The organism is Ruegeria sp. AD9, from assembly GCF_056542305.1.
Window position 1 is genome coordinate 150,535 of record NZ_JBQFZP010000005.1, and the last position, 13,509, is coordinate 164,043.

14 protein-coding genes are annotated in these 13,509 nt (G+C 59.4%); all 14 read right to left on the reverse strand.

All coding sequences use genetic code 11. The features are described from left to right. Positions 1 to 268 precede the first annotated feature (268 nt). Positions 269 to 1,159 carry a bifunctional methylenetetrahydrofolate dehydrogenase/methenyltetrahydrofolate cyclohydrolase FolD gene (gene folD / locus ACR0AM_RS09715; protein WP_209505538.1) on the reverse strand — a complete coding sequence of 297 codons (891 nt, stop codon included), beginning with the start codon at positions 1,157 to 1,159 and terminating at the stop codon, positions 269 to 271. Positions 1,160 to 1,210: 51 nt separating this feature from the next. After that, a complete protein-coding gene (locus tag ACR0AM_RS09720) occupies positions 1,211 to 1,516 on the reverse strand; it encodes a chorismate mutase (protein WP_480473724.1) in 306 nt (101 codons plus the stop codon). 55 nt (positions 1,517 to 1,571) lie between these two features. Next, positions 1,572 to 3,248 carry a formate--tetrahydrofolate ligase gene (locus ACR0AM_RS09725; protein ID WP_480478522.1) on the reverse strand — a complete coding sequence of 559 codons (1,677 nt, stop codon included), beginning with the start codon at positions 3,246 to 3,248 and terminating at the stop codon, positions 1,572 to 1,574. 144 nt (positions 3,249 to 3,392) lie between these two features. After that, positions 3,393 to 3,989 carry an MOSC domain-containing protein gene (locus ACR0AM_RS09730; protein ID WP_480622767.1) on the reverse strand — a complete coding sequence of 199 codons (597 nt, stop codon included), beginning with the start codon at positions 3,987 to 3,989 and terminating at the stop codon, positions 3,393 to 3,395. Between the two features lie 99 nt (positions 3,990 to 4,088). Beyond that, positions 4,089 to 6,005, reverse strand: coding sequence for an ATP-dependent zinc metalloprotease FtsH (ftsH, locus tag ACR0AM_RS09735; protein WP_480605005.1), 1,917 nt, complete (start codon positions 6,003 to 6,005; stop codon positions 4,089 to 4,091). Positions 6,006 to 6,080: 75 nt separating this feature from the next. Next, on the reverse strand, positions 6,081 to 7,340 hold the full coding sequence (gene tilS / locus ACR0AM_RS09740) for a tRNA lysidine(34) synthetase TilS (RefSeq protein WP_480622768.1): 1,260 nt from the start codon (positions 7,338 to 7,340) through the stop codon (positions 6,081 to 6,083). Continuing rightward, positions 7,331 to 8,155, reverse strand: coding sequence for a tol-pal system protein YbgF (gene ybgF / locus ACR0AM_RS09745; protein ID WP_480622845.1), 825 nt, complete (start codon positions 8,153 to 8,155; stop codon positions 7,331 to 7,333). Before ybgF ends, tilS begins: the two co-directional genes overlap by 10 nt. 4 nt (positions 8,156 to 8,159) lie before the next feature. Then, positions 8,160 to 8,666 carry a peptidoglycan-associated lipoprotein Pal gene (gene pal, locus ACR0AM_RS09750; protein ID WP_480622769.1) on the reverse strand — a complete coding sequence of 169 codons (507 nt, stop codon included), beginning with the start codon at positions 8,664 to 8,666 and terminating at the stop codon, positions 8,160 to 8,162. 72 nt (positions 8,667 to 8,738) lie between these two features. Beyond that, positions 8,739 to 10,058, reverse strand: a complete 1,320-nt coding sequence (gene tolB, locus ACR0AM_RS09755) for a Tol-Pal system beta propeller repeat protein TolB (protein WP_480507044.1) — start codon at positions 10,056 to 10,058, stop codon at positions 8,739 to 8,741. Further along, a complete protein-coding gene (locus ACR0AM_RS09760) occupies positions 10,055 to 11,158 on the reverse strand; it encodes an energy transducer TonB (protein WP_480622770.1) in 1,104 nt (367 codons plus the stop codon). Before ACR0AM_RS09760 ends, tolB begins: the two co-directional genes overlap by 4 nt. Before the next feature lie 9 nt (positions 11,159 to 11,167). Then, complete coding sequence (tolR, locus tag ACR0AM_RS09765) at positions 11,168 to 11,644, reverse strand: protein TolR (RefSeq protein WP_480473731.1); 477 nt, start codon at positions 11,642 to 11,644, stop codon at positions 11,168 to 11,170. Between the two features lie 2 nt (positions 11,645 to 11,646). Further along, the gene (tolQ, locus tag ACR0AM_RS09770) at positions 11,647 to 12,342 is read right to left on the reverse strand and encodes a protein TolQ (protein ID WP_209505518.1); all 696 of its coding nucleotides are present in this window, start codon (positions 12,340 to 12,342) and stop codon (positions 11,647 to 11,649) included. Positions 12,343 to 12,451: 109 nt separating this feature from the next. Next, positions 12,452 to 12,835: a tol-pal system-associated acyl-CoA thioesterase gene (gene ybgC / locus ACR0AM_RS09775; protein ID WP_480518814.1), complete on the reverse strand. Its 384-nt coding sequence runs from the start codon at positions 12,833 to 12,835 to the stop codon at positions 12,452 to 12,454. Beyond that, complete coding sequence (locus ACR0AM_RS09780; protein ID WP_480622771.1) at positions 12,832 to 13,455, reverse strand: hypothetical protein; 624 nt, start codon at positions 13,453 to 13,455, stop codon at positions 12,832 to 12,834. Before ACR0AM_RS09780 ends, ybgC begins: the two co-directional genes overlap by 4 nt. Between the last annotated feature and the right edge of the window lie 54 nt (positions 13,456 to 13,509).

Here is a 13,509-nt window from a genome sequence, read left to right on the forward strand (position 1 = left end):
CACGTTGCGGTGAAAATGCCTTCAGGATTATACTTATCTTAGACGTCATACCGCTTTTGTGCATGAATTAGCATAGCTCACCCCGAATGTGTCAAACACAATAGTGCCTTCACCTGTAACCAGCTGGGATTACAGGGATATCACGATTTGTTCGGCTGTCAAACCCATTCAGGGTGCTTTGCCCATGCAGTCAGGGGGCGATTTGGCTGGAGCTTTGCTTGCCAAAAAAGGGGGCCGGTCCGAAGGGTCCGATCCGGCCCCGCGTGTATCAGGCGGTCAGACCTTCTGGTTCTGGGAGTTTGTTTGCGCGGCAGCAGGCGGTGAGGGTGTTGGCCAGCAGGCAGGCGATGGTCATGGGGCCGACGCCGCCGGGGACGGGGGTGATGGCGCCGGCGCGTTCAGCGGCGCTGGCATAGTCGACGTCGCCGACCAGCTTGGTCTTGCCATCCCGCTCGATGCGGTTGATGCCCACGTCGATCACGGTGGCGCCTTCCTTGATCCAGTCGCCAGGCACCATCTCGGGGCGGCCGACAGCGGCCACGACGATATCGGCGCGGCGGACCACATCCGGCAGATCTTTGGTGCGCGAATGCGCGATGGTCACGGTGCAGCTGTCCCCCAGCAGCAGCTGCGCCATCGGCTTGCCCACGATGTTCGAGCGACCGATGACAACCGCATCCATGCCCGACAGCGAACCGTGGTGATCGCGCAGCATCATCAGGCAGCCCAGCGGTGTGCAGGGCACCATCGACTTCTGACCAGTGCCCAAAAGACCCACATTCGAGATATGGAACCCGTCCACATCCTTCGCCGGATCGATCGAATTGATCACCAGATCCTCGTTCAGGTGTTTGGGCAGCGGCAACTGGACCAGAATGCCATGCACCGCCGGGTCGGTGTTCAGTTTGTCGATCAGCGCCAGCAGCTCTGCCTCCGAGGTCTCCGCATCCAGCTTGTGCTCATACGAGTTCATGCCGACCTCGACGGTCATCTTGCCCTTCGAGCGGACATAGACCTGGCTGGCCGGATCCTCGCCCACCAGAACCACGGCCAGGCCGGGGGTGATGCCGTTTTCCTCTTTCAGCTTTGCAACCTGATCGGCCACCTGCGCGCGCACTTTGGCGGCAAAGGCCTTCCCGTCGATAACCTGCGCTACCATCCTTTGGTCCCTTCTTTCAAAACCCAAACGGGCGCAGAACGCGCCCGGTCTTTACTCGGGGCCGAGCACACGTTCCTCACGTGCAATCGACCAGTCAATCAGAATGCGCCAGAGCGTTTCGGACAAATCGGGGTCCATCCCCGCCGCCTGCGAACTGGCGCGCACCTTTTGCACCACATCCTCGACCCGGTCCGGGATGCGGGCGGGCAGGCCCTCGCCCGGCTTCAGCTCAGACGCGCGGTCGATATAGCTTGCGCGCCTCACCAGCATCCCGATCAGCTGGCGGTCCAGCCTGTCGATCTGAACCCGCAGATCCCGCATCGAATGGCAGTCCTGCGGCGGTGTCAGAGTGGGCATCATCGTCTCCTCATGGCCCGGGGGTCCCGGACCATGAAATGTCTTATTCAGCGACTTAGAACAAGCCCTCGATCTCACCTGCGTCATTGAGGCAGATGGTTTCCGCGGCCGGTTTGCGGGGCAGGCCCGGCATGGTCATGATCTCACCGCAGACAACCACGATAAAGCCCGCACCCGCGCTCAGGCGGACCTCACGCACCGGGACCGAATGGCCGGTGGGCGCGCCCCGCAGGCTCGGGTCGGTCGAGAAGCTGTACTGGGTTTTCGCCATGCAGACCGGCAGGTTGCCATACCCCGCTGCTTCCCATTCTTTCAGCTGCGTGCGGATCTTGTTGTCGGCCAGAACCTCGTCGGCGCGGTAGATGCGCTTGGCGATGGTTTCAATCTTCTCAAACAGCGGCATCTCGTCGGGGTAGATCGGCGCGAAGTTCGCAGAGCCCCCTTCGACGATCTCCACAACTTTGCGGGCCAGATCAGCAGACCCTTCCGAGCCCAGTTCCCAGTGGCGCGACAGAATCGCCTCGACCCCGTGAGAGGCGCAATAATCCTTCACCGCCTGAACCTCGGCATCGGTGTCGGTGACAAAGTGGTTGATGGCGACAACAACCGGCACACCGAACGACTTCACGTTCTCGATGTGACGGCCCAGGTTGGCGCAGCCTGCCTTGACCGCGGCGACGTTTTCCGCGCCCAGATCGGCTTTGGCGACGCCGCCATTCATCTTCATCGCGCGCACGGTGGCAACCAGAACCACGGCAGAGGGCGCAATGCCCGCCTTGCGGCACTTGATGTTCATGAACTTCTCGGCACCCAGATCGGCGCCAAAGCCCGCCTCTGTCACCACATAGTCAGCCACTTTCAGCGCGGTCTTTGTGGCAATGACCGAGTTGCAGCCATGCGCGATGTTGGCAAACGGGCCACCGTGGACAAAGGCCGGGTTGTTTTCCAGCGTCTGCACCAGGTTCGGCTGCATTGCGTCTTTCAGCAGAACGGTCATCGCGCCTTCGGCCTTGATGTCGCGGCAATAGACCGGCGTCTTGTCGCGGCGATAAGCCACGATGATATCACCCAGACGCTTTTCCAGATCCTTCAGGTCGTTTGACAGGCACAGGATCGCCATAACCTCGGACGCCACTGTGATGTCAAAACCTGTTTCGCGCGGGAACCCGTTCGACACGCCGCCCAGGCTGGCAGTGATCTGGCGCAGGGCGCGGTCGTTCATGTCGACCACACGACGCCATGCGACCCGGCGAGTGTCGATCTCGCATTCATTGCCCCAGTAGATGTGGTTGTCGATCATCGCCGACAGCAGCGAATGGGCCGAGGTGATCGCGTGGAAATCGCCGGTGAAGTGCAGGTTCATCTCTTCCATCGGAACAACCTGCGCATAGCCGCCCCCCGCAGCGCCGCCCTTCATGCCGAAGTTCGGACCCAGCGAGGCCTCGCGGATACAGATCATCGCATTCTTGCCGATCCGGTTCAGACCGTCACCCAGACCAACCGTTGTGGTCGTCTTGCCCTCACCCGCAGGCGTCGGGTTGATCGCCGTCACCAGCACCAGCTTGCCGTCCTCACGACCCTGCACCGAGTTGATGAACTCCTGGCTCACCTTCGCCTTGTCATGCCCATACGGCAACAGATCATCACTGGATATTCCAAGCTTCGCGCCGATCTCCTGGATCGGCTTCTTATTCGCTTCACGCGCAATTTCGATGTCGGATTTATAGCTCATTGGCCGGGGTCCTTGATTGAATACCGTGCAAAACCGACGTCTAACGTCGGCGCTACGCATTCCATACCCTTGTGTACAATCTGATTAGCCATGGATTCCGACATTCTGGCGTCGCGAAGCGTCGTCAGGTCACTTCATCGGTAACTAATCGGAAACCTGCATATTTTCAGGGCTCCAGGCAGGCTGGTCCGGAACAAAGAGCTTGAGGTGATCGCCCAGTTGAATGCGCCCGGGACGTTCGACCCAGCCCGTGACACCCCGGCGCCCGACGGCAGCGGGTTTGAACCCTGCACCATACCCCTGATGATCCGCTTCGATTTCGCGTCCAGGCAATACGCAGGGTGCGTTTTCCATATCCACAGTGATCGTCAGCCCGTTGACCGCCTGAAGGCGCGAGGACGGCGGAATGTGCGAGAAATCCGGAACACCTTTCAGCACTATGGATACGCCCAGATAAGACGGGTCAAGCTGGTCCAGCCCCATGTTCTGCGCGATCTGCTGCAACTCTTCCAAAGACAGCACCGAAAGTTGACGAACATTGCGGATTTCAGTGCCCTTGGGATAGAGGTTCGAGACCCGAACACAGGACGCACGGTTCAGACCTTCGTGCCGTTCGCCTTTCGCGCCCTCAAACCCAAGATCCAGCAACTCCACGGGCTTGGCACGAAGCGATCCGCCGGCAGGAACAAGGCCCAGCCAAACGACTTCGGCTGCAAATTCGGTTTCCCGCAAAAACGGCATACGCGCTTCCCTACCCATTGGTGTCTGCCAGCGCATAATGCCCAGTAACGCTCTGATGGAAAGAGAAAAAACCCGGGTCAGAGCCCGGGTTCTTGCTGGTTATGCTGTCGGTTCAGGTTCCATCCCGCCCTCAGGCGGTGATTTCTTGGCCTTGGTCTTGGGGATGGCTGTGACGCTGGGCGCACTGCCCTCGTCCGACTTGTCGTTCCGGTCATCGCTGTCGCCGGGCGATTCCCCGTTCATGACGCGTTTGATTTCGTCACCGGTCAGCGTTTCGTATTCCAGCAAACCTTGGGCCAGACGTTCCCATTCTTCGTTATGATCGGTCAGAATCTTGTGCGCCTGTTCATAGCCTTGCTGGATCAGGCGCTTTACCTCTTCTTCAATCAGTTCCTTGGTATGAGCCGATACCGAGAACCCGGCAGTATTGCCCTGGTATCCCTCATGCGCCTCGGCATAGTCGATATTGCCGACCTTGTCCGACATACCCCAGCGCATCACCATGGCGCGTGCCAGTTGGCTGGCCTGCATGATGTCCCCGGCAGGACCGTTCGACACGTGATCTTCGCCATACTTGATGACTTCGGCAGCTTTACCCGCCATGGTCATCGCCAGCTTTTGTTCGCACTCATCCCGGTGATAGTTCAGGCGATCCATTTCCGGCAGCGAAACCACCATGCCCAGCGCGCCGCCGCGCGGTATGATGGTCGCCTTGTAGACTGGATCGCACATGGGCAGAGACATACCAACAACAGCATGACCCGCTTCGTGATAGGCTGTTTTTTCTTTCTGATCCTGAGTCAGCACCATCGAGCGGCGCTCGGCCCCCATCATCACCTTGTCCTTGGCGTTTTCAAAATCTTCCATGGTGACAAAGCGACGGCCCACGCGCGCCGCCATCAACGCGGCCTCGTTCACGAGGTTGGCCAGATCCGCACCCGAGAAGCCCGGCGTACCGCGCGCGATGATGCGCAGATCTACATCGGGGCCCAGCGGCGTCTTGCGTGCGTGAACGCCCAGAATTTTCTCGCGGCCCTTGATGTCCGGGTTGCCGACTGTGACCTGACGGTCGAACCGGCCCGGTCGCAGCAGCGCAGGGTCCAGAACGTCCTTGCGGTTGGTGGCTGCCAGAATGATCACACCTTCGTTGGCCTCAAACCCGTCCATTTCGACCAGCAACTGGTTGAGCGTTTGTTCACGCTCGTCATTGCCGCCGCCATACCCGGCGCCGCGATGACGACCCACAGCGTCAATCTCATCGATAAACACGATACAGGGCGCATTCTTTTTCGCTTGCTCGAACATGTCGCGCACGCGAGACGCACCCACACCAACGAACATTTCGACAAAATCCGAACCCGAGATGGTGAAGAACGGCACGCCCGCCTCACCCGCAATGGCACGGGCCAGCAGCGTCTTACCGGTACCCGGAGGGCCAACCAGCAGCGCGCCCTTGGGGATCTTGCCACCAAGGCGGCTGAACTTCTGCGGGTTTCGCAGGAACTCGACAATCTCTTCCAGCTCTTCCTTGGCTTCGTCGATACCGGCAACATCATCAAAGGTCACGCGGCCATGCTTTTCAGTCAGCATCTTGGCCTTGGATTTGCCAAAGCCCATCGCGCCACCTTTGCCGCCGCCCTGCATCCGGTTCATGAAATAGACCCAGACACCAATCAGCAGCAGGAAAGGCAGCAGCGTGATCAGGAACGATTGAAACCCTGATTGCTGCTGTTTTACGGCCTGGACTGGTATGTTTTCCTCGATCAGAAGCTTGGTCACTTCGGCGTCGCCGGGTTTGATCGTGACATAGCTGGCACCGCTTTGCAGGGTATAGCGAATCTGCTCACCATCCAGGGTCACATTCTTGACTTCACCGCTTTGGACGGCACCGACAAAGTCGGAATAGGTTTTCTCGTTGCTCTGAAGCGTTCCGCCCGGTCCACTGAACAGATTGAACAGTGCAAGGATGAGCAGGAACAAAACGACCCAAAACGCGATATTGCGAGCGTTGCCCAAGGAAATTCTCCTAAAAGTTCCGGCAGGTGAGACGCTGCCAAGTTACCTTCTAAAATAGAGAGGATTGTCGTATGTTCAATGCGATAAAAAAGATGTGTGGAACTCGGGCCAATCTGACGCAAGACTGGCATGCCAACCATTCGCGAGACCCGCAAGCGGGGCGGCCAGCACCCTATCCGCATTCCAAACCGCAGGCGTCGCTGTCAAAGCTATCCTGGGACGCCCGGTTGCCCGCCACTCGGGCACCTGTTGCAACCCCTCACCCCCCAAAGCACGGATTTCTGCGCCCATTGTTGCCGGTCCGCTCAGCCGCCATTTGCCATCCCACACAGCACCGGGTGCGGCCAACTGAGATTTCACGGCATTAAATTCCCTGCAAATCCAAACACTCCCGCCGTGTGGAACAATAAGACAACCGCCCACTGACGCCGATTGCCCATTCGCAACTGCATCCATCGCCCGATCCACTGCCGCCTGACGCGGGGGATAACCCGACCCGGCAACCCACGAGAGGATTCCCAGCAGGACACGGCGCCGAATCTCAAGGGGCAACGCGGCAAATCCGGCCCGGTTCACCCTCACGTCACTTTGATCCACTTGCGCCACGGACCGTGCGGATTCTTGCGCACAGATGCCAAGTGCCGTGTGTGCCTGCGCCAGATTGTCAGCCACGCGGGACAATGAAAGCGCATCAATTCCCAAAGGTTCTAGACCACCCAAAGCTTCGCGCGCCTTGATCCGATCGAAACGGGCATCCTGATTCGAAGGGTCGTCCACCCATGCCACGCCAGCCCCAGTCAGATAGGTGCGCAGCTGTTCACGGGCAATCCCCAGCATCGGGCGCAGTATCGTCAGCCCCCGCTGTTTCCGAATAGCCGCCATTCCGGACAGGCCCGTGACCCCGGATGATCGGCCCAACCGCATCAACAGTGTTTCCGCCTGATCATCTGCGGTGTGGCCCAGCGCAATGGCATCGATTCCGCGGCCCTTTGCCCATTCGGATAACAAATCATACCGCGCCTGACGTGCGCGGTCCTGCAAGTTGCCGGTACCGTCCCATCCCGACCAACGCAGCGTGTCATGAGGCATCCCCAACGCAGCAGCCTGCCGGGATACCGTTTCGGCCTCGCGCGCGGATTCGGGGCGCAACCCGTGGTCGACCGTGGCAACGAAAAGAGTGATGGCCTCATCTTGCGCCACCTGATGCAAAAGATGCATCAAGGCGACGGAATCCCCGCCTCCCGAAACTGCTATCCCCAACTTGCGCGGAAGTGTTTCGGGTAGCCGGGCGCGCAGGTCTGCAAGTAGTTTGCCGGAGTGATGGTTCAAGTACATCCCAACGCGGTCATCTCCTGCGTGGCGCTCGAAAACTCTGGCGCAGAAGGAAAGCGTACTCCGACCTCATTAAGCGTGATGCAGGCCTGATCGGTCTGTCCCAAACGGCCAAGCGCCGCGCCCAGTTCGTACAGCGCCTCGGGTGCAAATGCGCCCTCGGAATCACCCGTGAAGCTGGCCAGAAATGCTCGGGCCGCTTCGCGTGTGTCGCCAATCCCTTCTAGGGCATGACCGCGTTTCAGGTTGGCTTCGGGCGCCAGCGGACTGCCGGGATAGCTTGTTTCAAACTGCGCAAACAACGTGGCAGCAGTCTGGAAATCGCCATCGGCCAACGCTTGCGAAGCAGCATCAAAATCAGCACGCTCACCTATGGCAAGTTCACCATTATCGGTCGCCGTTGGCGTTTCGATACTTGTTGGTCCGGTTATCACAGTGGCCGTGTCACCACCCAATGTCGAGGTCTCACCCAACGTCGACAAATCGCCGCCTTCCAGTTCAACCAGCCGGAACTCAAGGTCACCGATACGGTTGGTGCCGTCGGTGACAATGTTCTGCACCCGCTGGTTCAATTGCTCGGTCTGGCGGGTCAGGCGCTGCAATTCGGCCTCGATGGCATCCACCCGTTCAAGGACCGAACTGCCGGACAGGTTTGGTGCGGGTGAACCCGTAGTGGAAAATTCGCGTTTCAAACGCTGAATTTCCACGTACAGCACCGTCAGTTCCTGACGGATGTCCGCAAGGGTCTGTTGATCCTGTGCCTGTGCTACACCAGCCGTCGCCACAACCGCCGCCAAAACCCATCCTGCAATGCGCATCATCTTACCCCAGAGTTGACCCGGTCAGAACCGTTACTGCACGACGGTTCTTGGAATAACATTCCTCAGTACTGCAAATCTCGATCGGGCGTTCCTTGCCATAGCTCACGGTGTTCAGGCGGCTGCCCGCGACGCCGCGCGAAATCAGGTACTCACGCGCAGCGTTCGCCCGGCGTGCGCCCAGCGCAAGGTTATATTCCCGCGTGCCCTGCTCATCCGCGTGGCCTTCGATCGTTGCGACAAAATCCGGATTGGCCAGCAGCCAGTCCGCCTGCCCCTGCAACACTGTTTGCGCCTCGGGCGACAGCGTCGACTGGTCAACGGCAAACAGGACACGGTCCCCGACCGTTTGCTGGAAATACGCGGGTGAGCGTGGATCACTCGGTGATCCGGGGACAATGGATCCTACGCCACTGCCACTACCGCCACCCAAGGCAGAGGGGTCATTGTTTGTGCAGGCGGCGATCACACTCAGCGCGCCCAGCGCCAGAACTTTGCTCAATACGTTCATTTCAGGTGCCTCGTGTTATGTTTATTGCCGCCTGTCTACCACAGGGACGATTTGTTGTGAACTTTGCTGCGATCAATTCTGCAATGGGCCCCAGGACGGATCACTGCCGCCGTCCGGTGTACGTACCGGGCGCAGGTTCCTGCCCGAGATATCCACCGAGTAAAGCGATGCCCTACCACTGGCCCCCTGCGTTTCGCGGGTGAACATGATGACCCGGCCATTGGGCGACCAGGTGGGGCCTTCATCCAGGAAAGAGGCTGTCAGCAAACGTTCTTCTGACCCGTCGATGCGCATCACGCCGATATGGAACCGGCCCTGGTTCTGCTTGGTAAAGGCGATCAGGTCGCCGCGCGGTGACCAGACCGGGGTACCATAGCGGCCTGCGCCAAAGCTGATCCGCGTGGCCTCGCCCCCGTTTGCTGCCATCACGTACAATTGCGGCGTGCCGGAGCGGTCGCTTTCAAAGACGATCCGGCTGCCGTCGGGTGAATAGCTGGGGGCAGTTTCAATTGCGGGCGTGTTGGTCAGGCGCGTGCTTTGACCCGAAACGATATCCATTTTCCACAGATCGGTATTGCCGCCCTGAATCAGCGAATAGACAATCGACCGGCCATCCGGCGAGAACCGAGGCGAAAAGCTCATCGTCCCGTCCTGCGTCTTCAGTTCCCGCGGTTTCGGGCGCCCGATTTCAGTCACGTATATGCGCGGGCTGCCGCTTTCATAACTGGTATAAAGCAGCCGGTCACCGGTGGGTGAGAACCGGGGCGCCAGAACGATTGCGGCGCTGTCGGTCATGTACTGCACATTCGCGCCATCGTAATCCATGATCGCCAAACGCTTCAGGCGCTGGTCCTTCGGCCCGCTTTCCGAAACAAAGGCAACGCGGCTGTCAAAATAACCGCCTTCACCTGTGATCCGGCTATAGACCTGATCGGCCACCTTGTGCGCCATGCGCCGCCACCCGTCTGTGGTACCTGCCAGTTGAAGGCCATTGCCCAGTTCCTGGCCCGAAAACACATCCCACACCCGGAACCGGACCGTCAGTTTCTGACCGGACACATTGACAGCGCCGGTGACCAGCGCGTCAGCATTGATCGCCTTCCAATCCGCAAACTGAACCGGAGCTTCGAAGCTGCTGACCCGGCTGATGAACGCATCCGAGGAGATTTCGCGGAACAACCCGGTCCCGGTCAGGTCAGCCGCCACCACGCGCGATATATCCTGCGCAAACTGAGCTGCGGCCGGGCCGTCCGGCACAAAATTCGGAACGGCAAAGGGCAAGGGTTCGATAATCCCCTCATCCAGTTCCAGGCGCAAAGGCCCGTTCTGTGCATAAACCGGCGCAGACATCAGTGTCAGGCCGACAAAGAGGCTGGTCAGAAGCTTCATCATTTGATCCGCATCCTCTCGGGGTTAAATGTAATCTCAACATCCTGCCAATGTTCGTATTTGTCAGCAGGCAAATCATATCCTTTGGCCCCGCAGCGCAAAATAGCGCGTCGCGCAGCCTCGTAGGCCTGTTTAACGGCTCCCGCCGAGCCACCAGAGCTGTCCAGCATCCGAACACTGCCACCGACGACCGTACCATCACGGTTCAGTGAAAACGCAACAACAACCACAGTGTTCAGCGCATCCGTGGACAAGGAACCCACATTCCAACATCCAGAGACAGCCAGTCGCATCGCGTCTTTCTCTCCGCTGGTCAGCGGTGGGCCAGAAGGTTCGGACCCGCTGCCCAAGGCTTCGGCCAGGGCGTCGTTGATTGCCGTTTCATCGGTTTGTTTCTCAGATTCAGGGGTCGCCTCAGGCGTTTTGGCCACAGCGGGTTTGGGCGGCGGGCTTGGCCGGTTTGGGCGCACGCGCGGTCGCGGAGATGTCAGGGGCGACTGTTCTTTGGTTTCCTCGGCCTCAGTCACAATCTCCGGGGCTGCCTCTTGCGGCGCGGTCTGATCCTGCTGTTCCTGTTGAATCTCTGCGCCTTCATCCAGGGATACCGGAGGCGTTTCAAGATCATCAGGCTTTGCCTCGGGCGGTGGCGGAGCTATTGCCTCGGGCGCGACGCGGTCTGATGGGCGCGGCTGTGCCTCCGGACCGGGCGGCGCAGGCTGTGCAACAGGTTCGACCTGAGGTTCCGTCAGAACCGGAGGCTCGTCAGGAACCTCGGGTTCTGGCGGCGCTTCCACGATGATGGGCTCTGGCTCTGGTTCCGGTTCAGCCGGTGCAACAGGTTCAGGGCGGGGCTGTTCGTCACTCTCGGGTTCCGGGGGCTTGGTCACAGCCTCCGGCTCGGGCGGCTGCTGCAACGCGGTCGGCACTTCGGGGAGTTCCGGCGCATCCCGCTGGGCCGTCATGGCCGCGAATTGTTCAGCCGTGATCACAGAGACATCCTGCACAGCCATCGGCAACGGTTCGGACCGGAAGGTGCCGCCGAACATCGCCCATCCGATCAGGCTGACATGCGCAATCGCTGAAATCTTGGTGCCGGTATCCACCGTGCGACCTCACTCTCCACCTTCATCCAGCGTCGGCCCACCGGTATCGGTCACAAGGCCAACGTTGGAAAAACCGCCCGCGTTCAGTGCACCCATGACCTGCATCACCTGTGCATAAGGGATTGCGCCATCGGCCCGCAGGAAAACCCGGTCGCTGCTCCGCTCTGCCGCAATGGCACGCAGCTTGCCAATCAACTCTTCGCGCAACACATCGGTGGTCTGGATCTGCACGCGGCCGTCTGCGGTCAGAGTCACGGTCAAAGGCTCTTCGTTGTCGCCGGGCAGCGCACTGGCCGCGGTCTTGGGCAGATCGACCGGAACACCAACCGTCAGCAATGGCGCGGCCACCATGAAGATGATCAGCAATACCAGCATGACATCCACGAAAGGGGTCACATTGATCTCGGCCATCGGCTGCGCGCGACCGCGACGCCGACCACGTCTGCGCCCATTGCCGCCCGAAGATTGCTGGATCGCAGCGCCCATCGTCAGCTGTCCAACTGGCGCGACAGGATGGTTGCGAATTCATCCGCAAAGGCTTCATAGCCGCCAACGATCCGGTCACTATCGGCGCTGAGTTTGTTGTAGAAAATCACCGCCGGGATCGCCGCCAAAAGGCCCAACCCTGTCGCCATCAACGCCTCGGCGATGCCGGGAGCCACCACAGCAAGGTTGGTGTTTTGCTGCTCGGCAATCTCGATGAACGCATTCATGATGCCCCAGACGGTGCCAAACAGCCCGATAAACGGAGCCGTGGAGCCAACAGTCGCCAGAATGGGAAGCCCTTTTTGCAAGGTCTCCGCCTCTTTCGCGATGGCGACATCCATCGACCGGTCGATACGCGCGGTTGCCCCGGCAATCAGCCCGCCATCATTGCGATGCGACCTGCGCCATTCGATCATGCCTGACGCAAAGATCTTTTCCGAACTGCCATCCGGCTGGGTTCCGATCTGCTCGAACAACTCATCCAACGGGTTGCCCGACCAGAAGCTTTCATCAAAAACCTGCGCCTCGCGTCGGGCCGCGCGATAGTTGATCAGCTTCTGAATGATGATCCCCCAGGACCAGATGGATGCGCCGGTAAGTACCAGCATCACCAGTTTGACGATAAAGGTCGCGCGGGCAAACAGCCCCCACATGGAGAAGTCGATCTCCTGCGCCAGCGCCAGCGTTTCAGCTTCCATGAACCTGCTCTTTGTTTTGCCTGATGGCCGTTCGTTTGGCCTTGTTTTGCCAAACGCTATCTCAGTTGGTCATGAAAAGCCAACAGAACCACCCACGGTCCGCAAATTGTTACATCAATGCGCGAATCTCTGCCGGCAAACGGATCGGCTTGCCTGCTTTATTGATGCAAACGGCCGTGACAGTTGCACGAAATATTTCGGTCTCACCGCGTCGGACAAGCTGTGCCATGGTCAGACGCACGCCCGAGATTTCGGTAACTTCGGTTTCGACAATCAATTCATCATCGAACCTTGCAGGCGCCAGATACTCGGCCTCAAGCCGCCGCACGACCCAAACAATGCCTTCTTCCCGCATGGCGTTCTGGTCATTGCCCAGATTACGCACCCAGTCCGAACGCGCGCGCTCGATATAGCGCAGGTAGTTCGCATGATAGACAACCCCACCCATGTCGGTGTCTTCATAATACACGCGGATGGGGTAGGTGTGTTTCATTGCAACGTCTCCAGACGGGCAAACAGCCTTAACGCGTGCGAGGCATCCTGTGCCGCCCGTGGCAAAACCGGATCATAGGCCGCCCGGATCAAGGACGCGATGTCGGGACGCAGGATCGTGGCCTCACCTGCGATTGCCAGTGGAGATTGATTGCGAAATGCAGTGTCCGACCAGAGCAAGATTGTCTGCACGACCTGATTGAGCGCAAGGGTTTCAGCCGGAACCTTCGACAATTCCTTGTCCATGCGCAGAAACACAAACGCCGCGCGGATCGCGCCATCTTCTTCGAACCGGAAAATGCGGTACTGGTTTGCATCTGCCGCGACCAGCCGTGCAACCAAAGGTTCCAGATCCGGGACCAGACGATCAAGGTCCGGTACTTCCAGCAGCTCCTGCCAGTCCCGGAAAAAGAAAACCATGCAATTCGCGCCAAGTTCAGGGTCCGTCTCGCCCATTTGGTGACCGGCCAGCGTGACAACAGCTTCAAAAGCTCCCTTTACGGTGGCTAGCGTCTCGTCTTCAACGCCAAAAACGATCGGAACTATCGGCCGCCCCCAGCGCGCAAACAGAAACTCGCCGCTTTCGCGTGTGAACAGCGCCTCAATTTCTTCCGGTGTCACCGCCAGCCCTTCATCTTTTTAAAAATACTCTCGCCGAAAGGCATAAAATCTAAG

Coding starts and splice junctions, on each gene's coding strand:
- tolR (WP_480473731.1), bottom strand. CDS start 11,644: ATGGGCGCTGCGATCCAGCAATCTTCGGGCGGCAATGGGCGCAGACGT.
- tilS (WP_480622768.1), bottom strand. CDS start 7,340: ATGTACTTGAACCATCACTCCGGCAAACTACTTGCAGACCTGCGCGCC.
- ybgC (WP_480518814.1), bottom strand. CDS start 12,835: ATGAAACACACCTACCCCATCCGCGTGTATTATGAAGACACCGACATG.
- ACR0AM_RS09725 (WP_480478522.1), bottom strand. CDS start 3,248: ATGAGCTATAAATCCGACATCGAAATTGCGCGTGAAGCGAATAAGAAG.
- tolQ (WP_209505518.1), bottom strand. CDS start 12,342: ATGGAAGCTGAAACGCTGGCGCTGGCGCAGGAGATCGACTTCTCCATG.
- ACR0AM_RS09720 (WP_480473724.1), bottom strand. CDS start 1,516: ATGCCCACTCTGACACCGCCGCAGGACTGCCATTCGATGCGGGATCTG.
- folD (WP_209505538.1), bottom strand. CDS start 1,159: ATGGTAGCGCAGGTTATCGACGGGAAGGCCTTTGCCGCCAAAGTGCGC.
- pal (WP_480622769.1), bottom strand. CDS start 8,666: ATGAACGTATTGAGCAAAGTTCTGGCGCTGGGCGCGCTGAGTGTGATC.
- ybgF (WP_480622845.1), bottom strand. CDS start 8,155: ATGCGCATTGCAGGATGGGTTTTGGCGGCGGTTGTGGCGACGGCTGGT.
- tolB (WP_480507044.1), bottom strand. CDS start 10,058: ATGATGAAGCTTCTGACCAGCCTCTTTGTCGGCCTGACACTGATGTCT.
- ACR0AM_RS09730 (WP_480622767.1), bottom strand. CDS start 3,989: ATGCCGTTTTTGCGGGAAACCGAATTTGCAGCCGAAGTCGTTTGGCTG.